25 protein-coding genes, 1 tRNA gene and 1 pseudogene are annotated in these 23,708 nt (G+C 70.0%); 10 read left to right on the plus strand and 17 right to left on the minus strand.

Going from position 1 to position 23,708, the window contains the following annotated elements:
* The first annotated feature begins 47 nt into the window (after positions 1-47).
* From bcp to ACZ7EG_RS04490, 3 genes are all read left to right on the plus strand, one after another.
* Positions 48-515, plus strand: a complete 468-nt coding sequence (gene bcp, locus ACZ7EG_RS04480) for a thioredoxin-dependent thiol peroxidase (protein WP_471072100.1) — start codon at positions 48-50, stop codon at positions 513-515.
* Positions 516-1,350: 835 nt separating this feature from the next.
* Positions 1,351-2,151, plus strand: a complete 801-nt coding sequence (locus tag ACZ7EG_RS04485) for an HNH endonuclease signature motif containing protein (RefSeq protein WP_471072484.1) — start codon at positions 1,351-1,353, stop codon at positions 2,149-2,151.
* A 7-nt stretch (positions 2,152-2,158) separates the two neighbouring features.
* Positions 2,159-2,237: transfer RNA gene (locus ACZ7EG_RS04490), tRNA-Leu, on the plus strand.
* A 61-nt stretch (positions 2,238-2,298) separates the two neighbouring features.
* On the opposite strand, the gene rdgB is transcribed toward ACZ7EG_RS04490, so the two are convergent.
* The 4 genes from rdgB to ACZ7EG_RS04510 all read right to left on the minus strand — a co-directional run bounded on the left by rdgB (position 2,299) and on the right by ACZ7EG_RS04510 (position 4,731).
* Positions 2,299-2,901: an RdgB/HAM1 family non-canonical purine NTP pyrophosphatase gene (gene rdgB / locus ACZ7EG_RS04495; protein WP_471072103.1), complete on the minus strand. Its 603-nt coding sequence runs from the start codon at positions 2,899-2,901 to the stop codon at positions 2,299-2,301.
* 158 nt (positions 2,902-3,059) lie between these two features.
* On the minus strand, positions 3,060-3,458 hold the full coding sequence (locus ACZ7EG_RS04500) for a hypothetical protein (RefSeq protein ID WP_471072106.1): 399 nt from the start codon (positions 3,456-3,458) through the stop codon (positions 3,060-3,062).
* Positions 3,459-3,652: 194 nt separating this feature from the next.
* Complete coding sequence (gene rph / locus ACZ7EG_RS04505; RefSeq protein ID WP_471072109.1) at positions 3,653-4,390, minus strand: ribonuclease PH; 738 nt, start codon at positions 4,388-4,390, stop codon at positions 3,653-3,655.
* A 107-nt stretch (positions 4,391-4,497) separates the two neighbouring features.
* Positions 4,498-4,731, minus strand: coding sequence for a PTS sugar transporter subunit IIB (locus ACZ7EG_RS04510; RefSeq protein ID WP_086602225.1), 234 nt, complete (start codon positions 4,729-4,731; stop codon positions 4,498-4,500).
* A 167-nt stretch (positions 4,732-4,898) separates the two neighbouring features.
* Between ACZ7EG_RS04510 and ACZ7EG_RS04515 the strand changes: the two are divergent.
* Both ACZ7EG_RS04515 and ACZ7EG_RS04520 read left to right on the plus strand, forming a co-directional pair.
* A pseudogene (locus ACZ7EG_RS04515) lies at positions 4,899-5,075 on the plus strand (PTS transporter subunit EIIC); the annotation flags it as partial.
* A gap of 203 nt (positions 5,076-5,278) precedes the next feature.
* Positions 5,279-6,541: a PTS transporter subunit EIIC gene (locus ACZ7EG_RS04520; RefSeq protein WP_471072113.1), complete on the plus strand. Its 1,263-nt coding sequence runs from the start codon at positions 5,279-5,281 to the stop codon at positions 6,539-6,541.
* A gap of 129 nt (positions 6,542-6,670) precedes the next feature.
* Here ACZ7EG_RS04520 and ACZ7EG_RS04525 read toward each other — a convergent pair whose 3' ends face one another.
* Positions 6,671-7,423, minus strand: a complete 753-nt coding sequence (locus tag ACZ7EG_RS04525) for an MBL fold metallo-hydrolase (protein ID WP_471072116.1) — start codon at positions 7,421-7,423, stop codon at positions 6,671-6,673.
* Between the two features lie 216 nt (positions 7,424-7,639).
* On the opposite strand from ACZ7EG_RS04525, the gene ACZ7EG_RS04530 reads away from it, so the two are divergent.
* Positions 7,640-8,086 (plus strand): type II toxin-antitoxin system PemK/MazF family toxin, encoded by a 447-nt coding sequence (locus tag ACZ7EG_RS04530; protein WP_471072119.1) that lies wholly within the window; start codon positions 7,640-7,642, stop codon positions 8,084-8,086.
* Positions 8,087-8,188: 102 nt separating this feature from the next.
* Here ACZ7EG_RS04530 and ACZ7EG_RS04535 read toward each other — a convergent pair whose 3' ends face one another.
* The 7 genes from ACZ7EG_RS04535 to clpS all read right to left on the minus strand — a co-directional run bounded on the left by ACZ7EG_RS04535 (position 8,189) and on the right by clpS (position 13,038).
* A complete protein-coding gene (locus ACZ7EG_RS04535) occupies positions 8,189-9,139 on the minus strand; it encodes a PLP-dependent cysteine synthase family protein (RefSeq protein WP_361295438.1) in 951 nt (316 codons plus the stop codon).
* Positions 9,140-9,145: 6 nt separating this feature from the next.
* Complete coding sequence (locus ACZ7EG_RS04540; protein WP_030241696.1) at positions 9,146-9,424, minus strand: MoaD/ThiS family protein; 279 nt, start codon at positions 9,422-9,424, stop codon at positions 9,146-9,148.
* Between the two features lie 115 nt (positions 9,425-9,539).
* The gene (locus ACZ7EG_RS04545) at positions 9,540-9,635 is read right to left on the minus strand and encodes a putative leader peptide (protein ID WP_311688247.1); all 96 of its coding nucleotides are present in this window, start codon (positions 9,633-9,635) and stop codon (positions 9,540-9,542) included.
* Positions 9,636-9,733: 98 nt separating this feature from the next.
* Entirely contained in the window at positions 9,734-10,156 is a 423-nt protein-coding gene (locus ACZ7EG_RS04550; protein ID WP_031140077.1) for a M67 family metallopeptidase, read from the minus strand.
* 133 nt (positions 10,157-10,289) lie between these two features.
* Entirely contained in the window at positions 10,290-11,714 is a 1,425-nt protein-coding gene (locus ACZ7EG_RS04555; RefSeq protein WP_471072124.1) for an amino acid permease, read from the minus strand.
* 365 nt (positions 11,715-12,079) lie between these two features.
* Positions 12,080-12,688 carry a DUF2017 domain-containing protein gene (locus ACZ7EG_RS04560; protein WP_471072127.1) on the minus strand — a complete coding sequence of 203 codons (609 nt, stop codon included), beginning with the start codon at positions 12,686-12,688 and terminating at the stop codon, positions 12,080-12,082.
* A 32-nt stretch (positions 12,689-12,720) separates the two neighbouring features.
* Complete coding sequence (gene clpS / locus ACZ7EG_RS04565) at positions 12,721-13,038, minus strand: ATP-dependent Clp protease adapter ClpS (protein WP_020270284.1); 318 nt, start codon at positions 13,036-13,038, stop codon at positions 12,721-12,723.
* Positions 13,039-13,221: 183 nt separating this feature from the next.
* Between clpS and ACZ7EG_RS04570 the strand changes: the two genes are divergently transcribed.
* Together ACZ7EG_RS04570 and ACZ7EG_RS04575 are read left to right on the plus strand one after the other, a co-directional pair.
* Positions 13,222-14,568, plus strand: coding sequence for a nicotinate phosphoribosyltransferase (locus ACZ7EG_RS04570; RefSeq protein WP_471072131.1), 1,347 nt, complete (start codon positions 13,222-13,224; stop codon positions 14,566-14,568).
* A 115-nt stretch (positions 14,569-14,683) separates the two neighbouring features.
* The gene (locus ACZ7EG_RS04575; RefSeq protein ID WP_471072134.1) at positions 14,684-15,274 is read left to right on the plus strand and encodes a nicotinamidase; all 591 of its coding nucleotides are present in this window, start codon (positions 14,684-14,686) and stop codon (positions 15,272-15,274) included.
* A gap of 28 nt (positions 15,275-15,302) precedes the next feature.
* On the opposite strand, the gene ACZ7EG_RS04580 is transcribed toward ACZ7EG_RS04575, so the two are convergent.
* Entirely contained in the window at positions 15,303-15,647 is a 345-nt protein-coding gene (locus ACZ7EG_RS04580; RefSeq protein WP_471072137.1) for a hypothetical protein, read from the minus strand.
* 122 nt (positions 15,648-15,769) lie between these two features.
* Complete coding sequence (locus ACZ7EG_RS04585) at positions 15,770-18,118, minus strand: immune inhibitor A domain-containing protein (RefSeq protein WP_471072140.1); 2,349 nt, start codon at positions 18,116-18,118, stop codon at positions 15,770-15,772.
* A gap of 415 nt (positions 18,119-18,533) precedes the next feature.
* Between ACZ7EG_RS04585 and ACZ7EG_RS04590 the strand changes: the two genes are divergently transcribed.
* Positions 18,534-18,812: a hypothetical protein gene (locus tag ACZ7EG_RS04590; RefSeq protein ID WP_471072487.1), complete on the plus strand. Its 279-nt coding sequence runs from the start codon at positions 18,534-18,536 to the stop codon at positions 18,810-18,812.
* 44 nt (positions 18,813-18,856) lie between these two features.
* Here ACZ7EG_RS04590 and ACZ7EG_RS04595 read toward each other — a convergent pair whose 3' ends face one another.
* Complete coding sequence (locus ACZ7EG_RS04595; protein WP_471072143.1) at positions 18,857-19,615, minus strand: RDD family protein; 759 nt, start codon at positions 19,613-19,615, stop codon at positions 18,857-18,859.
* A gap of 60 nt (positions 19,616-19,675) precedes the next feature.
* Positions 19,676-21,502, minus strand: coding sequence for an RDD family protein (locus tag ACZ7EG_RS04600; protein ID WP_471072146.1), 1,827 nt, complete (start codon positions 21,500-21,502; stop codon positions 19,676-19,678).
* Positions 21,503-21,748: 246 nt separating this feature from the next.
* Here ACZ7EG_RS04600 and ACZ7EG_RS04605 point away from each other — a divergent pair, with 246 nt between their 5' ends.
* Positions 21,749-22,159 carry an SsgA family sporulation/cell division regulator gene (locus ACZ7EG_RS04605; RefSeq protein WP_471072149.1) on the plus strand — a complete coding sequence of 137 codons (411 nt, stop codon included), beginning with the start codon at positions 21,749-21,751 and terminating at the stop codon, positions 22,157-22,159.
* A 10-nt stretch (positions 22,160-22,169) separates the two neighbouring features.
* Here ACZ7EG_RS04605 and ACZ7EG_RS04610 read toward each other — a convergent pair whose 3' ends face one another.
* Entirely contained in the window at positions 22,170-23,585 is a 1,416-nt protein-coding gene (locus ACZ7EG_RS04610) for an FAD-binding oxidoreductase (RefSeq protein ID WP_471072152.1), read from the minus strand.
* Positions 23,586-23,708: the final 123 nt, after the last annotated feature.

Raw genomic sequence — 23,708 nt, forward strand, 5'->3', positions numbered from 1 at the left:
GCTCCACGGCTCATCACACTGTCAGCACCCCCGGTTACCCTGGCCCGATGAGCGAGCGACTCCAGCCGGGGGACGTGGCCCCCGCCTTCACCCTGCCCGACGCCGACGGCACCGAGGTGTCCCTGGCGGACCACAAGGGCCGCAAGGTCATCGTGTACTTCTACCCGGCCGCCCTCACCCCCGGCTGCACCAAGCAGGCCTGTGACTTCACGGACAACCTGGAGCTGCTGGCGGGCGCGGGCTACGACGTCATCGGCATCTCCCCCGACAAGCCGGAGAAGCTGGCCAAGTTCCGCGACAAGGAGTCCCTCAAGGTCACACTGCTGGCCGACCCGGACAAGCAGGTCCTGGAGTCCTACGGCGCCTTCGGCGAGAAGAAGCTGTACGGCAAGACGGTCGTCGGCGTCATCCGCTCCACGATCGTGGTGGACGAGGAGGGCAAGGTCGAACGCGCCCTGTACAACGTCAAGGCGACGGGCCACGTAGCCAAGATCATCAAGGACCTCGAGGTCTGAGGCCCCGCTGATCGCTTCGAGAGCGGCTCGTACCGGAGAGACTCCGGTACGAGCCGCTCCGCATTCCGCCCGCATTTCGAGCGTGACTGTCCGATAAACGGTTCGTTACTCCGTGCGAGACCACGAACGGGTGGTCGGGGACGGAGGGGCGTTTCATGGGGGCCAGGTACACCCGCGGGCTACTGGAAGAAGCAGCCCGGGCGACAGCGAACTGGGACGACGCCGTTCGGTGGTGCGGAGGCACGCCCACCCCCGGCAGCAGACGCTATCTGCGGAAGAAGATGGCCGAAGCGGGAGTGGACGTCTCACACTTCCCGGCGAGGTGGGCGCGGCACACCGAGGAAAGACTCCGCGAGGCGGTGGCGGCGTCGACCGGCATCAAGGAAGTGCTCCGCCTCCTCGGCGTGAGCCCTGTCGGTGGCAATCACGCGCACATCAGCCGCCGCATCGCCACGCTGGGCATCGACACATCTCACTTCGAGACATCAGCGCCAGGGCCGAGACGATCTCGCGGCGATCTCCTCAGCCTTGGGACCCCCCAAGCCGGCAGAATCCCGGGAAGTCGACTGCTTCGGCATCTGTTGCGCACCGGGGTCCCGCGGAAATGCGCGATGTGCGGCACGGATCCCTGGTGGAACGGCAAGCCCCTCCGGCTGGAGGTCGACCACATCAACGGCGAATGGTGGGACAACCGTCCGGGGAACCTTCAGCTGCTCTGCCCCAACTGCCATGCCGTGACCGACACATACCGGGGTCGCAGGCGAAGGGGGGCCTCGTGAGCAAGCCGAGGTACACACGAGACTTGCTGACTCGCACCGCTGCCGATGCCACCAGCATGGTCGACCTGATGCGCCGGGTCGAAGCCCCTATGGGGAGCGGCCCTCGCCGTTATCTCAGCAAGCGGCTGCAGCACTACGGCATCGACATCTCCCACTTCCGCGAGGAACCGCTGCCGGAACGCGAACCGCGCAGCTATCCGGAAGAGCTCCTCAGAGAAGCCGCCGCCCGATCGACCAGCATCAGGGAGGTGGTGGAGTACATGGGGCTTTCTCCATACGACAGCCCGTACGGATACATCAGGAAGAAGCTGGACCGCTTCCGGATCGACACCTCGCACTTCGTCGGAAGGAGCGGCAATCACTCAGGGGCCCTCTTTCCACGCGAAGAAATCACACGAGCCGTCGCCGCATCACACAGCTTGGCGGGCGTGATGCGCATGCTCGGCCTCTCCCCTGTCGGCGGTTCCGGGCGAGCGAGGGTCCGACACAGCATCGAGTCCTACGGCCTGTCGACCGCCCATTTCACGGGGCAGGCCCATTTGCGCGGCACGGCCTCCCCACATCGCAAATCCGCGGCACAGATCCTGGTGCGGCTTGCTCCTGGCTCTCCACGCGCCCGGACGGTCCTTCTCAGGCGAGCACTCGACGACCTCGGTGTGCCCCACGTGTGCAACGAGTGCGGCATTGGGGAGAACTGGCAGGGCAGAAGACTCGTCCTGGAACTCGACCACATCAACGGCGATCGACTGGATAACCGGATCGAGAATCTGCGATATCTGTGCCCCTCCTGTCACAGTCAGACGAAGACCCACTCCCGACCTCGCCGCACCGCCACCGCTTGCGGCCCAGTACAGTAACCGCGACGGGTCCGTACCCCAGCTGGCCAAGAGGGCGCCGGTTTAGGTCCGGTGTGTCGTGGGTTCGAGTCCCACCGGGCCCACCAGCCACAGGGGCGCAGCACCTCCACGGTGCCGCGCCCCTCGGCGTACGTGACTCACAGTCCCTCAGCCCAACAGCTCCCGCACCACCGGCACCAACGCCCGGAACGCCTTGCCCCGGTGGCTGATCGCGTTCTTCTCCTGGGGGGTCAACTCCGCGCACGTGCGCGTCTCCCCCTCGGGCTGGAGGATCGGGTCGTAGCCGAAGCCGCCCGTGCCCGTCGGCTCGTGGCGGAGGGTGCCGGGGAGTTGGCCCTCGACCACCCTTTCCGTGCCGTCGGGCAGGGCCAGGGCCGCCGCGCAGGCGAAGTGGGCGCCTCGGTGTTCGTCGGCGATGTCGGAGAGCTGGGCGAGGAGGAGGTCGAGGTTGGCCTTGTCGTCGCCGTGGCGGCCGGACCAGCGGGCGGAGAAGATGCCGGGTGCGCCGTTGAGGACATCGACGCAGAGACCGGAGTCGTCGGCGACCGCGGGCAGGCCCGTCGCCCGGGCCAGGGCGTGAGCCTTGAGGAGGGCGTTCTCCGCGAAGGTGACGCCGGTTTCCTTGACGTCGGGGATGTCGGGATAGGCGTCGGCGCCGACGAGTTCGAGGGGCAGTCCGGCTTCGGCGAGGATCGCGCGAAGTTCGGTGATCTTCCCGGCGTTACGGGTGGCGAGGATCAGGCGACTCATGGGCCCAGTATTGCGGGGGCCGCAGGCCGCTCCCCCTCAGGGCCCGGGCCGTAGGCCGCGCCCCTCAGGGCCCGGGGCCGTAGACCGCGCCCCTCAGGGGCGCGGGGAACTGCGCGAGCGGCCACGACGCATTCGCACCCGGCCACCGCCCCGCAGTGCTACGGCGTGCAGACCTTCGTCAGTTCGCCCGCCGCGGCCGTCACCGGGCTGATGTCGGGCGTCTCGTCGCCGTTCTTGATCGATGTGCGGACGTTGTCGACGGCCTTGTTCAGGTCGTCCACGGCCTTGCCGACGTCCGCGTTGTCGGTCTTGTCGCCGATCTCGCCCAGGTTCTTGTCGATGGAGTCGAGGGACTCGTCGAGCTGCGTGGGGTCGTTGGCCGCGCTGTCGACCGCCTGCTGGAGTTCGGTGACGCTGTCGGCGATGGCGTCGGCGGTCTGGACGCAGTCCAGCGCCTTGTCGACGGCGGCGCAGCCGGTGGTGAGTCCGGCGGTCAGCGCGACGGCCGCCAGGGTGGCGGCAGCGACTGCGGTGCGGCGTCGGCGGCTCGCGGCCATGGAGCGGTCCCTCTCGTTCGGTCGGGCCGGTCGGGCCCGCGCGGCTGGCCGGGCGCACAGGGATGAGCCGTGCGCCCGTACTCCTTCAGACGCGAGTGTGCTCGGCGCGGTTGCCCGTGCCGAGCACCCGTCTTGGCGTGCCTTTTACTTTTCGGGTTGCTTTTCGAGTCGTTTCTTCGAGTCGTTTCTTCGAGTTACTTCTCGAGGACGGCGTCGAGCGCGGTGCGCTGGTGGGCGGCGAGTTCGTCGCAGCCGGCGACGGCGAGGTCGAGGAGGGCGTTGAGTTCGTCGCGGGCGAAGGGTTCGGCCTCGGCGGTGCCCTGGACCTCGACGAAGCGGCCGTCGCCGGTGCAGACGACGTTCATGTCGGTGTCGGCCCTGACGTCTTCTTCGTAGCAGAGGTCGAGGAGGGGGATGCCTCCGACGATGCCGACGGAGACGGCGGAGACGGTGCCGGTGAGGGGCTTGCGGCCGGCCTTGATGAGTTTCTTGCCCTGGGCCCAGGCGATGGCGTCGGCGAGGGCGACGTAGGCGCCGGTGATGGCTGCCGTGCGGGTGCCGCCGTCGGCCTGCAGGACGTCGCAGTCGAGGACGATCGTGTTCTCGCCGAGGGCCTTGTAGTCGATGACGGCACGCAGGGAGCGGCCGATGAGGCGGCTGATCTCGTGGGTGCGGCCGCCGATCTTGCCCCGGACGGATTCGCGGTCGCCGCGGGTGTTGGTGGCGCGCGGCAGCATGGAGTATTCGGCGGTGACCCAGCCTTCGCCGCTGCCCTTGCGCCAGCGCGGGACGCCTTCGGTGACGGAGGCGGTGCAGAAGACCTTGGTGTCGCCGAAGGAGACGAGGACGGAGCCTTCGGCGTGCTTGCTCCAGCCGCGCTCGATGGTGATGGGGCGGAGCTGTTGGGGGGTGCGGCCGTCGATTCGAGACATGCGGCTGAGCCTATCCGTACCGCGGAAGGGGCCCTTCCCGCGGTGGGAGGGGCCCCGGTGGTGGGGTGGGGGTCTCAGGGGGTGAAGCCCGGGACGATCCCCGCCCTTCACATCATGTCTTCGATCTCCGCCGCGATGGGGTCGGCGTCGGTGCCGATGACGACCTGGATCGCGGTGCCCATCTTGACGACGCCGTGGGCGCCGGCGGCCTTCAGGGCGGTCTCGTCGACCTTGGCGGGGTCCACGACCTCGGTGCGGAGGCGGGTGATGCAGCCTTCGACTTCTTCGATGTTGTCGATGCCGCCGAGCCCGGCAACGATCTTCTCAGCCTTGGTGGCCATGTTCGTTCTCCCTGATCCGAACCGCTTTGTCGCAGTAACCCACAGTTGAACCGTCTTCGCGAGCGGCCCTGTCGTGTGCGCCGAAGGACGGCGCCACGTTCGTGCGACCGTCGAACGACTGGTCTACACCACGAGCCTGCCTCTCGACAAAAGTCGGTGGACGAAGGCGCGAGGGGTTCAGTTTCCCCGCGGGGCCGATCGACTGGGTCATCGACTGGAATCCGGCCACGCGGCCGTGGCTGATCATTCCGATCGGGCTGGGGTGCGCGCTCCCCTATTACGTGATCTTCCTGTTCGCGACCAGCGCGTTCGACCCGAGGACTCCGGGGCGGGATCCCGAGCAGGGTGGGAGGACGGCGCCAGTGCGTGATCGTCCGCAGCGGGCGGAATTGGCGGGTTCCACTCGTTCGGCCTACCGTGCTACAACTGGTCTACACCACTCACCGGTGGAGGTCGCGCGGTGGATGCCGCGTTCCCCTTTCTTTGAGACGCCGCCGTCCCCCGTCGCATTCTTCCTGGGCGGCGCCGTGCCCCATGGAGGAAGTTCATGTCCATAGACACCGCCGCGCCCGCGAGCCCGAAGAAAGGCTCGGCCGTGATGGCCGTCATGCAGCGGATCGGCCGCAGTCTCATGCTGCCCGTGGCGGTGCTGCCCGCCGCCGCGTTGCTGGTCCGGCTCGGCAACGCCGACATGCTCGGACGCGAGTCGTTCCCCGCGTTCATCACCAAGATCGCGAGCTTCATGGCGGCCGGTGGCAACGCGATCCTCGACAACATGGCCCTGCTGTTCGCCGTGGGCATCGCGATCGGTTTCGCCAAGAAATCGGACGGCTCCACGGCGCTCGCGGCCGTGGTCGGCTACCTGGTCTTCAAGAACGTGCTGGCCACGTTCACCGACAAGAACCTGCCGAAGGTCGCAACGGCCGTCGACGGCAAGGTCGTGATGGTCGACGCCCCGGTGGACGCCAAGGTCCTCGGCGGTGTGGTGATGGGCCTCGTCGTGGCGCTGCTCTACCAGCGGTTCTACCGCACCAAGCTGCCGGACTGGGCGGGCTTCTTCGGCGGCCGTCGTCTGGTGCCGATCCTGTCGGCCTTCGCGGGCCTGGTCATCGGCATCGTCTTCGGTTACGTCTGGCCGGTCCTCGGCACGGCCCTGCACAACCTCGGCGAGTGGCTGGTCGGCTCCGGGGCGGTCGGCGCGGGCATCTTCGGTGTCGCCAACCGTGCGCTGATCCCGATCGGCATGCACCACCTGCTCAACTCCTTCCCCTGGCTCCAGGCCGGCACCTACGAGGGCAAGAGCGGCGACATCTCCCGGTTCCTCGCGGGCGACCCGACCGCCGGGCAGTTCATGACCGGGTTCTTCCCGATCATGATGTTCGCCCTGCCCGCCGCATGCCTGGCGATCGTGCACTGCGCCCGGCCCGAGCGCCGCAAGGTCGTCGGCGGCATGATGTTCTCCCTCGCGCTGACCTCGTTCGTCACGGGTGTCACCGAGCCGATCGAGTTCACCTTCATGTTCATCGCCCCGGTGCTCTACGCGATCCACGCCGTGCTCACCGGTGTCTCGATGGCGCTGACCTGGGCCCTGGGGATGAAGGACGGCTTCGGCTTCTCGGCCGGTGCGGTGGACTTCCTCCTCAACCTGGGCATCGCGACCAACCCGTGGGGCCTGGCCCTGGTCGGGCTGTGCTTCGCGGCGGTCTACTACGTGGTGTTCCGCTTCGCGATCACCAGGTTCAACCTGCCGACGCCGGGCCGGGAGTCCGACGAGGAACTCGCCGAGCTGCAGAAGGCGGAGGCGAAGTAACCCGCAGCCCGCAGCCCGCAGCCCGCAGCCACGCGAAGGCCCCGGAACCAGAACTCAAGTTCTGGTTCCGGGGCCTTCGCGCGTGCTCCGGGCCCTCGCGCGCCTACCAGGACGGGGTGCCGTGGACCGCTAGATCTGGTACGTCTGCCCCGGCGCGGCCAGGTCCACCCGGCCGTCGTAGACCTCGCGGGCGTCGACGAGGTTGACCTGGGGGTCCGTCCACGGCGGGATGTGGGTGAGAACCAGGCGGCGGGCACCGGCCCGGGCCGCCGTCTCCCCTGCCTCGCGGCCGTTGAGATGCAGGTCGGGGATCTCCTCCTTGCCGTGTGTGAACGCCGCCTCGCACAGGAACAGGTCGGCGTCCCGGGCCAGTTCGTCCAGCGCGGGGCTCACTCCGGTGTCGCCCGAGTACGCCAGCGTCCGGCCGCCGTGCTCGATCCGGATGCCGTACGCCTCCACGGGGTGGGCCACCCGCTCGGTGTGCACCGTGAAGGGGCCGAGTTCGAAGGTGGACGGCTTGACCGTGTGGAAGTCGAAGACCTCGCTCATGGAGGAAGCGGAGGGGGTGTCCGCGTAGGCGGTGGTCAGCCGGTGTTCCGTGCCTTCGGGGCCGAAGACGGGAAGCGGATCGCAGCGGCCGCCGTCGTGGCGGTAGTAGCGCGCCACGAAGTACGCGCACATGTCGATGCAGTGGTCGGCGTGCAGATGGCTGAGGAAGATCGCGTCGAGGTCGTAGAGACCGCAGTGGCGCTGCAGCTCGCCCAGGGCACCGTTGCCCATGTCGAGAAGCAGCCGGAAGCCGTCGGCCTCGACGAGGTAGCTCGAGCAGGCCGATTCCGCGGACGGGAATGACCCCGAGCAGCCGACGACGGTGAGCTTCATGAAGCAGAAACCTCCGCTGGCGGGATAAGTCTGAGAGGGGCGTCGGGGGTCGTGCGGTCCGTCGAGCGTAAGGCGCAAAACCTCCGGTAGCTCCTCCGCAAAGGCCTGTTGTGGGCGAACTCACCTGTGGTGTCACCGGTTCGGCTGGCAGAGCCGGGGGGGTGATCCCTGTGAGGGGGGCGCGCGGCAGGGGCGGCGCCGGTAACGTCTTTCAGTATGGACACGTCCTGGTGGCTGGCGCTCGCCGCGGTGGTGCTGCTCGCGCTCATCGCCACGCTCGTCGACGGCTGGGGCCGGGGCCGGCGTCCGTCGGCCCTGCGCGGCCGGAGTGCGGGCCCCGTCCTCGCGGAGAGCCGGCCGCAGCCGGCGGAGATCTGGTGGGCCGATGTCCCCTACGAGGACGAGGCCCGTACGAAGGACCGGCCCTGTCTGGTGCTGGCGGTGCGCGGGGAGCGGGCGACGGTCGCGAAGATCACCACCCGGTTCCGTGACGAGCGCACCGGGGTGATCCCGCTGCCGCCGGGCTCGGTCGGCGACGCCCAGGGCCGCGCGAGTTTCCTGGAGACGGACGAGTTGCGGGAGGTCCCGGTGTGGGGCTTCCGGCGTCGGGTCGGCGTGGTGGATCCGACGCTGTGGGACCAGGTGCGGTACCTGGCGGGCTGAACACGGGCCGAGGGGCGCCGGAGGCGGCGCTGCAAGGGAGGCACCGGAAAAGGGCTGGAGTCGTGGACTCCAGCCCTTCGTGTCGGTGGTGCTCGCCGTCGGCTAGGCCCAGAGCTGGCCCTGGAGGGTGTCGATGGCTTCCTCGGTCGTGGCCGCCGTGTAGACGCCGGTCGAGAGGTACTTCCAGCCGCCGTCGGCGACGACGAAGACGATGTCGGCCGGCTCTCCGGCCTTGACGGCCTTCTTGCCGACGCCGATCGCGGCGTGCAGCGCGGCGCCCGTGGAGACACCGGCGAAGATGCCCTCCTGCTGGAGCAGCTCGCGGGTGCGGGTGACGGCGTCCGCGGAGCCGACCGAGAAGCGGCTGGTGAGGACGGAGGCGTCGTACAGCTCGGGGACGAAGCCCTCGTCGAGGTTGCGCAGGCCGTAGACCAGGTCGTCGTAGCGCGGTTCGGCGGCGACGATCTGGACGTCCGGCTTGTGCTCGCGCAGGAAGCGGCCGACGCCCATGAGGGTGCCGGTGGTGCCGAGGCCGGCCACGAAGTGCGTGACGGACGGCAGGTCGGCGAGGATCTCGGGGCCGGTCGTGGCGTAGTGGGCGCCGGCGTTGTCCGGGTTGCCGTACTGGTAGAGCATCACCCAGTCCGGGTGCTCGGCCGAGAGCTCCTTGGCGACGCGCACGGCGGTGTTGGAGCCGCCCGCCGCCGGTGAGGAGACGATCTCCGCGCCCCACATGCCCAGCAGGTCCCGGCGTTCCTGCGAGGTGTTCTCCGGCATCACGCAGACGATGCGGTAGCCCTTGAGCTTCGCCGCCATGGCCAGGGAGATGCCGGTGTTGCCCGACGTCGGCTCGAGGATGGTGCAGCCCGGGGTCAGGCGGCCGTCCTTCTCCGCCTGCTCGATCATGTGCAGGGCGGGACGGTCCTTGACCGACCCCGTCGGGTTGCGGTCCTCCAGCTTCGCCCAGATGCGGACGTCGGCGGACGGCGACAGCCGCGGCAGGCGCACCAGGGGGGTGTTGCCGACCGCGGCCAGGGGGGAGTCGTAGCGCATGGTCGATCAGACCATGCCGCCGGCCACGGCCGGCAGGATCGTGACGTTGTCGCCGTCCGACAGCTTGGTGTTGATGCCGTCGAGGAAGCGGACGTCCTCGTCGTTCAGGTACACGTTGACGAAGCGGCGCAGCTGGTCGCCGTCGACGATGCGGGCCTGGATGCCCGGGTGCCGGGTCTCGAGGTCGTTGAAGAGCTCGGCGAGGGTGTCTCCCTTGCCCTCCACTGCCTTCTGACCGTCGGTGTAGGTGCGGAGGATGGTCGGGATGCGGACCTCGATGGCCATGGCTTCAGGGCTCCTGTCGGGAGTAGTCAGTCGGGGCGCGCGGCAGCGCAGGAACAGCAGGTGGTGCGTGTGTGCAGCGCCGCGGCTCACGGCCGTACGGCGGCAGGGACCGGCGTCAACAGATGGCGCTGGCGAGCCTGCACAGGTCGACGTGCAGCCGCGCCACGAGCAGATCGCCCGGCGTCTTTTCGCTCACGTCGTGGAAAACCATGGGCTCATCGTATCGATTCCCGGTCCGGGTTCTGGAATGTGATCCCACATGGCGGACGTTTTCGGGCCGGGGAGTGAGACCGCCCTGTTCAGACGTCCTCAGTAGGCCTCGACGACCTGGACCTCCTCCTCCGTGACCTCGCCCTCGACGATCCGGAAGGAGCGGAACTGGAACTCGCCGGCCCCGTCGGTGTCGGCGGTGGAGACGAGGACGTAGTGGGCGCCGGGCTCGTTGGCGTAGGAGATGTCGGTGCGCGAGGGGTAGGCCTCGGTCGCGGTGTGGGAGTGGTAGATGACCACCGGCTCCTCGTCGCGGTCGTCCATCTCCCGGTAGAGCTTGAGCAGGTCGCCGGAGTCGAACTCGTAGAACGTGGGCGACATGGCCGCGTTGAGCATGGGGATGAAGCGCTCGGGGCGGTCCGAGCCCGCCGGTCCGGCGACGACGCCGCACGCCTCGTCGGGGTGGTCCTTGCGCGCGTGGGCGACGATCTGGTCGACGAGGGCCTGGGTGATGGTCAGCATGCTCGCCAGGATAAGCAGAGGGGCCGTTCCGTACCGAGGGTTGGTACGGAACGGCCCATATGCCGGACGCCCTGAGCGGCGGCCGCAGAGAGTTCCACGAGTACTCCCTGCGGCCGGGCGTCCCGCGGGTTGGTCAGCCGACCTGTTCGAGCTCCGGGTCGCGGCGCTCGGTGAGCTGCGGGTTGCGGCGCTTGAGGAGCGCCCAGCCGACGCCGAGGGCGACGGCCCAGCCGGCGGCGACGTACAGGCAGACCCGGGCGTCCTTGTCGTACGCGATCATGCAGGTCACGCCGATGAGGAAGAGGAGTGCGACCCAGCTGAACAGGGCACCGCCGGGGGCGGGGAAGGACGAGGCGCGCAGCCGGCCCGCGTCGACCGCGGCGCGGTAGCGGATGTGGCTGACGAGGATCATCATCCAGGTCCAGATGCCGGCCGCGGTGGCGACGGAGGTGACGTAGAGGAACGCCTTCTCCGGGACGACGTAGTTCAGGACGACGCCGATGCCCATCAGCGCCACGGAGACGGTGATGCCGACGGCGGGCGTCTTGCGGGCGTTGAGCTTGCCGAACGCCTGCGGGGCCTCGCTGTTGGCGGCCAGGTCGCGCAGCATGCGGCCGGTGGAGTACATGCCCGAGTTGCAGGACGACAGGGCGGCGGTGAGCACCACGAAGTTGACGATGCCCGCGGCGAGCGGGATGCCGATCTTGCCGAAGGCGTGCACGAACGGGCTCTCACCGGCGGAGAACTCGGTCCACTTCACGACGGAGAGGATCACCAGCAGGGCGCCGACGTAGAAGACGATAATGCGCCAGGGCAGCGTGTTGATGGCCTTGGGCAGGGTCTTCTCGGGGTTCTCGGACTCGCCCGCGGTGACGCCGACGAGCTCGACGGCGAGGTAGGCGAACATGACGCCCTGGAGGGTCATCAGGCTGGAGCCGATGCCGTTGGGGAAGAAGCCGTCGTGCGCCCAGAGGTTGGAGACGGTGGCGGTGTCACCGGCGTCGGAGAAGCCGAGGGTGAGCACGCCGAGGCCGATGACGATCATGCCGATGATGGCGGTGACCTTGATCATCGAGAACCAGAACTCGACCTCGCCGAAGATCTTGACGGAGATCAGGTTGACGCCGAAGAGCACCACCAGGAACACCAGGGCGCTGACCCACTGCGGGATCTCGGGGAACCAGAAGTGGATGTAGATCGCGGCGGCCGTGAGTTCGGCCATGCCGGTGACCACCCACATGAGCCAGTACGTCCAGCCCGTGACGAACCCGAAGAACGGGCCGAGGAACTCGCGGGCGTACTCGGCGAAGGAGCCGGAGACCGGACGGTAGAGCAGCAGCTCGCCCAGCGCTCGCATGATGAAGAAGATGATCACGCCCGCGAGGGCGTACATGAGGATGATGCTGGGGCCGGCCTTGGCGATGTTCGCCCCGGCGCCCATGAACAGGCCGACGCCGATGGCGCCGCCGATCGCGATCATCTGGACCTGACGGCTGCCGAGTCCGCGCTCGTAGCCCTCTTCAGGTGCTTTCTCCGTGTCGACCTGCGCAGAGGTCATGTGTGGTGCGCCTTTCTCCATGCCGACCCGGGCCTCTCGTCGGCCTCGGATCGGGTTTCGATCCCCCCGGAATGATGGAGCTGAGCGGGCCCGGAAGCCCGCTCGTGCCTGGCCGGCGGTTGCCGGCTCGGTGGCGCACCCGGCCGAACATTCGGGTGGTGTTCTGCCGGGCGGTCGTGAAGATTTATCACGCCAGAAACACTGATCACAGGAGCGCGATGTGGCGCACCGCACAGGGAAAAGCAGACAAAGCGCACCCGAAGAGGCCATAGGAGGCGGGTGCGGTGACGCGATCGTTATCCGGATTTGAGTGTCCTCTGAGCGAACACTCTTCGGTCACTCGACGGTCACAGAATCTGCACCGATCAGGGCATAAGGGTTCCGACCAGCGTCTCCTGGAGTCCACCGAGCCACAGGTAGGCCATCACCATCGGCTTGCGCGGATCGTCGTCCGGGAGGCGGTAGAGGAGGTCGGTGTCCTCGTCGTCGGTGATCTCCAGCCGCGAGCCGATCGCGAGCCGCAGGTCGTTCAGGGCCCCCAGCCACTGCTGGGACTCGGCCGGCGAGAGCTTCAGCACGGCACCGCCCTCGCCGGCGGAGGTCGAGGAGAGCGCGTCGAGGGAGCGGATCACCGCGAGGGCGCTGTCCCGCTTGCCGGCCCGCAGGTCGTTCTCGGTGTAGCGGCGGAACTCCGCGGAGTGCGCCCGCTGCTCCTCGGCGTCCCGCGGCGAGGCGGGCTGCTCGGGGTCGCTGTAGGCGTCCGGGAAGAGCCGCCTGAGCACCGGGTCGCTGGGCGGCTCGCTCGGGCCCTCGGTGAACAGCTCGGCGAGCGGGTCGTCGGGGGCGTCCGCGCCGGGGCCGGGGCCGATGAGCTCCAGGAGCTGGACGGCCAGCGACCGGATGATGGAGATCTCGACGTCGTCGAGGGCGACGGCCGCGCCGCCGCCGGGGAGCGGTTCGAAGGTTCCGGGCATGAACGCCTTTTCGCTGCTGGGCGGGGTGCTGGCTACTTGCGGTCCTGCTGGAGGGTGGCCCACAGGCCGTAGCCGTGCATGGCCTGCACGTCGCGTTCCATCTCCTCGCGGCTGCCGCTGGAGACGACCGCCCGGCCCTTGTGGTGGACGTCGAGCATGAGCTTGGTGGCCTTGTCCTTGGAGTAGCCGAAGTACGTCTGGAAGACGTACGTCACGTAGCTCATGAGGTTGACCGGGTCGTTGTGGACGATCGTGACCCACGGGAGGTCCGGCTCGGGTACGGCGAAGACCTCCTCCGCCGACTCGGTGCGTTCGATCTCCAGGGGCGCGGGTGACGTCACACTGCCCATGCTGCCACCCGAGGGGGGTAGTCGCACAAACGGGCCTGGCCGTAAGGCGATCGCGTCTCTCCGGACTGCAATCGTCAGATTGACGAAATGGGGGTACGCTCCTCACCATACTGAGGACACCGGGGGCGAACCCCAAACCGACGGCCGGCAGGCAACCCGGCTAGAACGGCGAGGAGAGCTGAAGTGGACGTAGCGGACCTTGGGCTGCCGGTGGACGTTCCCTCGACGGCTCTCTTCACGGACCAGTACGAGCTGACGATGCTGCGGGCCGCCCTCGCGTCGGGCACGGCCGAGCGGCGGAGCGTGTTCGAGGTCTTCACCCGGCGGCTGCCGGACGGGCGCCGCTACGGCGTCGTGGGAGGCACCGGGCGGGTGCTGGACGCGGTGGAGAACTTCCGTTTCGACCCGGCCGTGCTGACCTTCCTGCGCGAGCGGGGGATCGTCGACGAGGAGACCCTCCAGTGGCTCTCCGGCTACCGGTTCAGCGGCGACATCTGGGGCTACCCCGAGGGCGAGGTGTACTTCCCGGGTTCGCCGATCATGCGGGTCGAGGGCACGTTCGCCGAGTGCGTCCTGCTGGAGACCGTGATCCTCTCGATCCTCAACCACGACTCGGCGATCGCGGCGGCCGCCTCGCGCATGTCGGCGGCCGCGGGTGAGCGGCCGCTGATCGAGATGGGCGCCCGGCGCACCCACGAGCTGGCGGCGGTGGCGGCCTCCCGCGCCGCGTACGTCGGCGGTTTCGCCACCACCTCCGACCTGGCGGCCGGCTTCCGGTACGGCATCCCCACCGTCGGCACCTCCGCGCACGCCTTCACCCTGCTGCACGACAGCGAGCGGGACGCCTTCCAGGCGCAGGTGAACACGCTGGGCCGGGGCACCACCCTGCTGGTGGACACCTACGACGTCGCCGAGGCGGTCCGCACGGCCGTCGAGGTCGCCGGCACCGAGCTGGGCGCGGTGCGGATCGACTCCGGCGACCTGCTCCTGGTCGCCCACCGGGTGCGGCAGCAGCTGGACGAGCTGGGCGCGACCGGCACGAAGATCGTCGTGACCTCCGACCTGGACGAGTACGCGATCGCCTCGCTGGCGGCGGCGCCGGTGGACGCCTACGGCGTCGGGACACAGCTGGTGACCGGCTCCGGCCACCCGACCTCCTCGATGGTCTACAAGCTGGTCGCGCGGGCCGAGTCCGCCGACCCGAAGGCGCCGCTGGTACCGGTGGCGAAGAAGTCCACCGGCGGCAAGACGTCGGTCGGCGGACGCAAGTGGGCCGCGCGGCGGCCGGACTCCTACGGGGTCGCCGAGGCCGAGGTGATCGGCACCGGGCCGGTGCCGCCCGAGCTCGCGGACCGGCAGCTGCTGGTCGAGCTCGTCAAGGGCGGCGAGGTGGTGGCGCGCGAGCCCCTGGACGCGGCGCGCGAGCGGCACAAGAGGGCGCGCGCGGGTCTTCCGATGTCGGCCACGCAGCTCTCGCGCGGGGAGCCCGTCCTTCACACGGAGTACCTGCACGAGACCTCGGGTAGCTAATTGCGGTGTGCCGAGATGCGCCGACCCGCGACCCCTCCCGTCCGCTCCTCCTTGTCAATAGGCTCGGTGGTGCACCGGCCGGGCTTGCCGACCTCATAGCCGAAGGACACCGACCATGCGCCGCGCCTTGATCGTCGTCGATGTGCAGAACGACTTCTGTGAGGGGGGCAGCCTCGCGGTGTCCGGCGGTGCCGATGTGGCCGCCGCCGTCACGGAACTGATCGGGCAGGCGGCCGGGTCCGGCTACCAGCACGTCGTGGCCACCCGCGACCACCACATCGCCCCCGGCGGCCACTTCTCCGCCAACCCGGACTACGCCCGCTCCTGGCCCGCGCACTGCGTCGCGGGCACGGAGGGCGTCGGCTTCCATCCGAACTTCGCCCCCGCGGTCGCCTCCGGGTCGATCGACGCGGTGTTCGACAAGGGGGCGTACTCGGCGGCGTACAGCGGTTTCGAGGGCGCCGACGAGAACGGCACGCCGCTGGCCGACTGGCTGCGCTCGCGCGAGGTCACCGAGGTCGACGTGGTCGGCATCGCCACGGACCACTGCGTGAAGGCCACCGCGCTGGACGCCGCCCGGGAGGGCTTCCGTACGCAGGTCCTGCTGGACCTGACGGCCGGGGTGGCCCAGGAGAGCACCGAGCGGGCCCTGGAGGAGCTGCGCGAGGCGGGCGTGGAGCTGTCGGGCAAGCCGGTCGTGCAGTAGTCCCGCGCCTCGGCGGGCCCCGCGCGGGTCAGGTGGTGGCCGTCGGGCGCCGCAGGAGGGCCCTGATCGGGCGCCACAGCTCCTGGACCAGGTCGGGGCCGGCCGCGACACCGTTGTCGGGGGCCGTGCGCCATATGAGGCCGTCGGGGTGGTGCAGGACCGCGGTGATCTCGTCGGGGGTCGGCGGGGCGGCGTTGCCGCGCAGGTAGACCGACCGCAGACCGAGGTTGCGGAGCCTGGTCAGGGCCCGGGCTCGGTTCACGGAGTGGACGAGGACACGGACGGCGCCGGGGCCGTCGGCGGCGGGGCTGGGCAGGTTCAGCGCCACCACCACCGTGCCGTTCGGCAGCTTGCAGAAGCCTCCTGCGGCCATGCGCTCATCCCCCCGTGTCGGTCGGTGTCAATAAGAGAGCCACAGGACGCACCTAAACACGGATCGGCGGTGACCCGCCAGTGGGTCACCGCCGATCATGTTCTGACCTGCAAGGATGCGGATTACCTACCCGCGGCGCCGACCTCCAGCTCGATCGTCGAGCCGTCCTTGGCCTCCTTGAGGATCTTGATCTTCGTGTTGGTGTCAGTGATCTTGACACCCGCGGTGGGGTTCGACTCGTCGTAGTAGTCGTTCTTCCGGTCGTTGAAGACCGAGACGCCCTTCGAGCCCGGGATGTACTTCGCCACGTCCGCCTTGTGCAGCGTCATGCCGTCGGTGCGGTAGAGGCTGAACGGCGAGTCGTAGGCCTGGATGCGGTTGCGCATCAGCGTGCCGTCGGCCCACTTCAGCTGGTCCGGGTGCGAGTCGATCGGCAGGACGAGACCGGTGCCCTGGTGCTGGCTGGTGTTGTTGTCCGCCTGGGAGGTGTCCCACTTCCAGATCAGCAGGCCGTTCTGGTACGCGTAGTGCTCCACCCAGTCCGGGCGCGCCGTGAAGCCGAAGTTGTACGGGCCGGTCTTCAGCGTCTTGTCGTACGACACGTACTGCCGGTTCTCGGCGATGTAGTACTGGGCGTAGTCCTTGGTGAAGGACGCGCCGATGCGGGAGAAGCCGGTGGCCTTCCACGCGGCGTCCGCGGTCTCGGCGTTGTCGGTGAAGACGGGGGCGCCGTCGGCGGTCACCGTGATCGCGTCGGCCGCGAAGCCCTTCTGGGCCACGCCGCCGTCGGTCTGGTAGCGGAAGCGCAGGTCGATCTTCTTGCCGGCGTAGGCGTCGAGCGGGAAGGCGAGCTTCTTGTAGCCGTCGACCGTGCCGGTCAGCACCGGCTTGTCGCTGCCGTCGCGCGGGATCGGCTGACCGTCCACCGTGCCGTCGAGAGCGGTCCAGTTGGCGCCGCCGTCGGTCGAGACCTCGGTGTAGAGGTAGTCGTAGTTGGCCTCGATGTCGTACCAGCCGTCGAGGGTCAGCTGCGCCTTCGACTTGCCGGTCAGGTCGACCGAACGCGCCAGGGTGTTCTTCAGGTTGTCACCGCTGCCGCTCCACCACTGGGACTTGCCCTCGGCGGGGGTGACGATCTCGGTGGTGACCGCCTTCTTGGGGAGGTCGACGACCAGGGCCTGCTTGTGCTTGGTGTTGTACTCGGCCACGCCCAGCTTGTGCCAGGAGTTGACGCCGGCCTTGGCCTTGTCGTAGTTCAGCCAGCCGAGCTGCAGCTTGTCCCAGGCGGTCATGTCGCCGGGCAGGTCGCCGATCTCGTTCTTGCCGGTGCCGAGCCAGGAACCGGACGACATCAGCGTCCAGAAGCCGGTGGAGTTCTCGCCGCCCGAGGTGTCGTAGTGGTCCGGCAGACCGAGGTCGTGGCCGTACTCGTGGGCGTAGACGCCGAGTCCGCCGTTCTCCGGCTGGACGGTGTAGTCGCCGACCCAGATGCCGGTGTCGCCGATCTTCGCGCCGCCGAGCTTGTTGTTCTCGGGGCCGGTGGCGCCGGCGTCGGTGCCGAAGGCGTACCAGCGGTGGGCCCAGATCGCGTCGGTGCCCTGGGCGCCGCCGCCCGCGGACTCGTCCTCACCGGCGTGCACGATCTGGAAGTGGTCGATGTAGCCGTCGGGCTCGTTGAAGTCGCCGTCGCCGTCGAAGTCGTAGCGGTCCCACTCGTCGAACCGGGCGACGTCCGCCTTGATCTGGGCGTCGGTGCGGCCCGCGGCCTTCTGCTGCGCGACCCAGGCGTTCAGACCGTCGCTGACGACGTTCCACACACTCGGGCAGTTGGTGTCACCGCAGGCGTTGTTGCCGTAACGCGCCTCGTTGTAGGGGACCTTGACCCAGTCGGAGACCTCGCCGTCGACCGAGTAGCGGCCCGAGGACTGCTTCTCGTAGTAGGTCTTGACCGAGTCGACGCCCTTGCCGGAACCGAAGTACAGGTCCTGGAAGTAGTCCCGGTCGTAGTCGGCCCTCCACGCCGTGGAGTTGTCCTTCTTGCGGTCGGGCTTGGGTATCGCGTTGTGCAGCGGGCCCGCCGTGCCGCCGAAGCGGCTGTCGACCTTGTCCCCGAACTCGACCAGGATCGTGAAGATCTTGTCGGTCTTCTCGCGGCCGAGCTCGACGTACTTGTCGTCGCCCTTCTTGCCCTTGAGCTGGACGACCTTCGAACCCTCGCGGTTCTTGACCTTGCTCTTGCCGGATATGACCTGCTTCAGGGCCTCCTGGCGCTGAGCGTCCTGCGTCTTGCTCAGCGGGCCTTCGAGGTCGTGCTCGTCATGGTGACGATCCGCCGGGTCGTGCCGGTCCACGGTGGTGGACCGGGGGGCCGAGGCGTCGTCGGCCACCGCGTACGTCGAGGCGGTGGCGGTGGCCGCCGCGAGCGCCACGCTTATGGCGGCCGCTCTGAACGTCCAGGTTCTACTGGTCACTTGAGATCCTCCCCCGCGTTCGGGCGCGCGGCAGGCGGGGTCCCGGTCGTGGAAGTCCGCGCGCACGTGATCAACGCGTGTAGTCAAGTGACGACATTTGACTAGAGGTTTAGAAGAAAAGACAGACCTTGACTTGGACAGGTCAAGTGCACTATGCGGAGGCAGCGTTCGTTTTACGGACAACCGAACGGTTGTCGTGTGGCCCCTCCCCACCGGCCGTGCGGGCGCGTGGATATGTCCACCACGTGGACGTCATGACTCCGTGCGCCCCCTGTGCACCGCCCTTGTTGGTTAGGTCACGCTTACCGTCGGTTCCGGTCGGGCACCCTGCCCGAGAGAATGTCGTTCGGCGGAACGCCCTCAAGTCGGCGCAATGCCGGGCCGACACCCCGTGGACCCCACATTCGAGGACATGATGGCCATGCCCCGTCCGACTGCCGCACAGCTCGCCTACGGTTCGTGCACCGTGATCTTCTCGACCCTCGCCATGCTGCTGCTGTCCCAGACGAGTTCGGGCGCGGGGATCGCGGTCGTCGCCCTCGCGGCGCTCGCCCTCGGGTTGCTGGTCGCCATGACCGTGCCGCTGCCCGGGAAGCGTCCCGCCGCGGTGGCTCAGCCCGCGCCCCCCGAACCGCTCCGGGCCTCGGTCCCGGCACCGGCCCCGGAGCCGGTGCGCGAACGGGCGGCTTCCTGACCGCCCGCTGACCTTTCTTTACCTCCTGCCGTTCCCCAGCCGCCTCATCTGGTGCTGACCACGACCGTTTTGGCTGCCTTGTCGTGCAGGCCCTGCTTGTAGGGCCGGTCGAAGTAGCTCCAGCCGCCCGCGATCGCGATCCAGAAGCAGAAGCAGCAGAAGGCGAACGGGATCCACAGCACCGCGGCGCGCGTCAGCGCGATCTGCACGGAGGGCGTCGCACCGTTGTCCAGGTTGGCCACGCGCATGCGCAGCAGCTTCTTGCCGAGGGTCTGGCCGGTGCTCGCGGTCAGGACGGTGTCGTAGGCGATGTAGAGGACAGCGGCGACCGCCGACTGCCAGAGCGACCTGCCGAGCTCGATGCGGTCGCTGTCCACGTCGTACTCGTCGACGTTGAATCCCCAGGTGAGCAGCCAGACGACGGCACCCACCAGGATCATGTCGATGATGCGCGCGAGCGTGCGCTGGACGCTGTCGGCGAGCGGGGGCATGCCGGCGAGGGGGTCGGTGGGGTAGGAGCCGCCGCCGTACGGATCACCGCCGTAGGGGCCGCCGCCACCGGGGGGACCGCCACCGCCTGGCGAACCGCCCCCGAAGCCGCCGCCCGGGCCACCGCCGGGACCACCCGGGCCGCCGGGGCCACCCGGGCCGTAGGGGTCGCCCGGGCCGCCCCCGGACGGCGGGGGTTCGCTGCCGTGGGGCGTGCCGGTGCCGTCGCCGGGCTGCTCGTTCGGGGGGCGCTTCCTGAACGGGTCGTCTTCCGGCGGCTGCTGACCCGAGCCGGGGGGCGGTTCACTGCTCATGGGCCGAGTCGACCGCGAACCCCCGGCCTCCGCATCCGGCAGACGGCTGTCCGAGGGAGCTCAGCCCGCGACGAACGTGTGTGCTGCCTTGTCGTGCCAGCACTGGCGCCAGGGCCGGTCGAAGAGGCACCAGGCCATGCCGAGGATCCCGACGACGAGGAGCCCGGGCACGCTGTAGACCAGCCAGCGGCGCAGGGCCGCGCCGAACTCCGGGGAGTCGTGCCCCTCGATGTCCCGGACTTCGAGGCCCATCAGTCTCTTGCCGAGGGTGCGGCCCCACTTGGCGGTGGGCAGCACCTCGCACAGGACACCGGCGAGCAGCAGGACGGCCAGGATGATGCCGAGGTAGACCGAGGTGGTGCCGTCGAGCAGCCAGACCGTGACGGTCTCGCCGGACAGCCTGGCCGCGTCGATCTTCCCCTCGACGTGGTCGATCGCCTTGGTGCCGAGCGGTACGGCGGCCGTGGCGGTGAGGGCGGCGAGGACGACGGTGTCCAGCAGCCGGGCGACGAGCCGCTTGCCGAGTCCGGCGGGGCGGGCCTCGGCCTGGCGCCGGGCAGCCGCCTGGAACACGTCCTCGACCGGCGGCTTCCAGGGCGCGACGGGCTGCTCGTCACCGCCTCCCGATCCGGCGAGCCGGTGCACCTGCTGCGCCCAGGAGGACTGGCCGCCGCCGGGCCCGGGACTGAGAGGGGCGGAGGCGGCGGGTTGGGCACTGCCGGGCACGCCGGACTGCGGAGGGACGGTCGGGGCGGCCTGGGGTCCGGACAGTGCCGTCGGGGAGGCCCCGGAGACCTGGGCGGCGGAGGCCCGGGCGGCGGCCGCCTTGCCGGCGCCGAAGCCGGGCCCCGCGGAGCCGCTCCCGGAACCGGCCGGCCCGCCCTGCGCGCCGAACGCGGGTCCCGACGGGCTCCCGCCGGAGCCCGTCGAACCGGGCCGGCCGCCGAAGGCGGGTGCCGCCGGGCCACTGCCCGAGCCGGCCGGCCCGAAGCCACCGCCGGCCGCCCCGGCCTGTCCCGCGGAACCGGACGCCGCCGAGTCGCCACCGGACCCGGCCGGCCCGAAGCCGGAACCGCCGGCCCCGCCCTGCGTACCGAACCCGGACGCCGCCGAACCGCCCGCACCCGCCGGTCCGAAACCCGGACCTGAGGAACCGCTCCCGGAGCCACCGGTGCCGCGCTGCGCGCCGAACCCGGCACCGGCCGCGCCGCGGTCCGGTCCCCCGGCCGGTTTCGAACCTCCACCGGCCGGGCCCGAGCGCGGGGGCACCGCGCGGAACGTCATCGTGCCGTCGTCGGGGGCATCGGCCGGGGCCGCCCCTCCCCCGGGATTTCCCGTCGGGCGGCGGAACACGAACGTGCTGCCCCCCGCCGCGGCCTGCGCCTCCCGGTCGGCCGGGGGGACGTCCGCCGTGCCGTCGCCGCGGGCGGGCTCCCCGTCGGGCCGCTGGTCGGCGTGCGGCAGCCTCGGGTCGCCACCACGGGCGCCCTGCGGGACCGCGCCCTGTGCCCCCTGCGGCGCGCCCCACGAGACGCGGCGGTCCTGGTCGCCGCCGAAGCCGGACTGCCGGGAGCGGTCGGCGCCCCAGGCGGAGGCCGGTTCGGGACGGCTGCCGTGCTGGGCGTCGGCGGCGGACTGCGACCCGGCCGGCTCCTCGACGGGGTCCTCGTCGAAGAAGTGCGGGCCGGTCTCCTCGACCGAGCCGGGCTGCGCCGCCCCCGCGCCGGGCGGTGGCGCGAGCGACTCGCCGTCCCCAGGGGCCGGCCGGCTGGTGCCCGGCACCCAGGAGGCACCGTTCCAGTACCGGACATATCCAGGAATGGACGGGTCCGGGTAATACCCTTCGCGGGGCCTGTCGTCACCGGGGGCCGGGGTTGGGGCGCTCATGTCCGTCGTCCCGTATCTGCTCGGGGGCCAAATGGGGGCCTCCACATCTATCAGACGAGCGCAAGCCCCACCGCCGCTCCCACCGGAACCACCCCTTTCGAGCACCGATGTGCTACGCACCGCACCGCTGCGGGCGGGTCCCCCTGCGAAAAAACTTCCGGCAAGGCGCGTAATGCCGCGGCCGCGCCCCGCTCTCTCCTGCTGACCGGCCCTCACGGGCAGCCGTCAGGAGAAGGGAAGACCGCCATGCGGACCGTCGTGGAGCGGGAACTGGAACTGAAACTCGTCCTGTCGCCCGAGCGCAGGATCCCGGTGCCTGCCCGGCTCGGGTACCTCACCGACGACCCCTACGCCGTTCACGTCACCTTCCACGTCGACACCGAGCACCCGGTGCACTGGACGTTCGCCCGGGAGCTGATGGTGGAGGGTGTGTTCCGGCCCTGCGGGCAGGGGGACGTGCGGGTGTGGCCGACGAAGACCGAGGGGCGCGGCGTCGTGCTGATGGCGCTGAGTTCACCCGACGGGGACGCCCTGCTGGAGGCTCCGGCGGCGGCGGTGTCGGCCTGGCTGGAGCGGACGCTGCGGGTGGTGCCGCCGGGGACGGAGGGTGAGCAGCTCGGGCTGGACGACGAGCTGGCCCAGCTGCTCGCCCAGTGAGCGGCCGGCCTCAGAAGAGCTTGCCCGGGTTCAGGATGTTCAGCGGGTCGAAGGCCTGCTTGACGGCCCGCTGCATCTCCATGCCCACGGGGCCGATCTCGCGCGCCAGCCATTCCTTCTTCAGGACGCCGACGCCGTGCTCGCCGGTGATGGTGCCGCCGAGTTCCAGGCCGAGGGCCATGATCTCGTCGAAGGACTCGCGGGCACGCCGGGACTCGTCGGGGTCCGCCGGATCGAAACAGACCGTCGGATGGGTGTTGCCGTCGCCCGCGTGGGCGACGACACCGATGGTGAGCTGGTACTTCTGGGCGATCCGGTCCACCCCTTCGAGCATCTCGGCGAGCCGGGAGCGGGGCACGCACACGTCGTCGATCATCGTCACGCCCTTGACCGCCTCCAACGCGGTGAGGGACAACCGCCGGGCCTGGAGCAGCAGTTCGGACTCGGTCACGTCGTCGGCGGGGACGACCTGGGTGGCGCCGGCCGCCTCGCACAGGGCGCCGACGGCGGCGAGGTCGGCGGCCGGGGCGGTGGTGTCGAACGCGGCCAGCAGCAGGGCCTCGGTGCTCTCGGGGAGGCCCATCTGCGCCATGGCGTTGACGGCCTTGACCGTCGTACGGTCCATGAGTTCGAGGAGTGACGGGACGTGGCCGCCCTCCATGATCCGGCACACGGCGTCACAGGCCGCGGCGGCCGAGGCGAACTCGGCGGCCAGCACCAGTTGCTCGGGCGGCTTGGGGCGCAGCCCGAGGACGGCCCGTACGACGATGCCGAGCGAGCCCTCGGAGCCGACGAACAGCCGGGTCAGGTCGTAGCCTGCGACGCCCTTGGCGGTGCGGCGGCCGGTGGACATCAGGCGTCCGTCGGCGAGGACGACGTCGAGGCCGAGGACGTACTCGGCGGTGACGCCGTACTTGACGCAGCACAGGCCGCCGGAGGCCGTGCCGATGTTGCCGCCGATGGTGCACATCTCCCAGCTGGAGGGGTCCGGCGGGTAGTAGAGGCCGTGTTCGCCGACGGCCCGGGACAGGGCGGCGTTGACGACTCCGGGCTCGACGACGGCGATGCGGTCGACCGGGTTGATCTCCAGGATCCGGTCCATCTTCGTCAGGGACAGCACGATGCAGCCGTCGGAGGCGTTGGCGGCGCCGGACAGTCCGGTGCGGGCGCCCTGCGGGACGACGGGGACGCGCAGGGCGGTGGCGGTGCGCATCACGTGCTGGACCTGCTCGGTCGTGCGGGGCAGCACGACCACGGCCGGGCTGCCGGCCGGGCAGAAGCTCGCCATGTCGTTGGCGTAGGAGGCCGTGACGTCGGGGTCGGTGAGGACCGCTTCGGCGGGGAGGCCGCCGAGCAGCAGGTCCACGAGGTCGCCGGTCGCTGCGGTGTCCTCGGAGCGGGGCGCTTCGATACGGCTCATGATCACAGGTTCGCACCCGGGGCCATCGGATGTGAACCCCGTCGGCGGCGCCCTTCGGCTGCCGCGGCGCAACCAGGTGCAGCTCGGCGTTGGCCGGTCGTGCGGGTGCCCCGTGACACCCGCACGACC

The organism is Streptomyces sp. NPDC037100 (assembly GCF_055606225.1).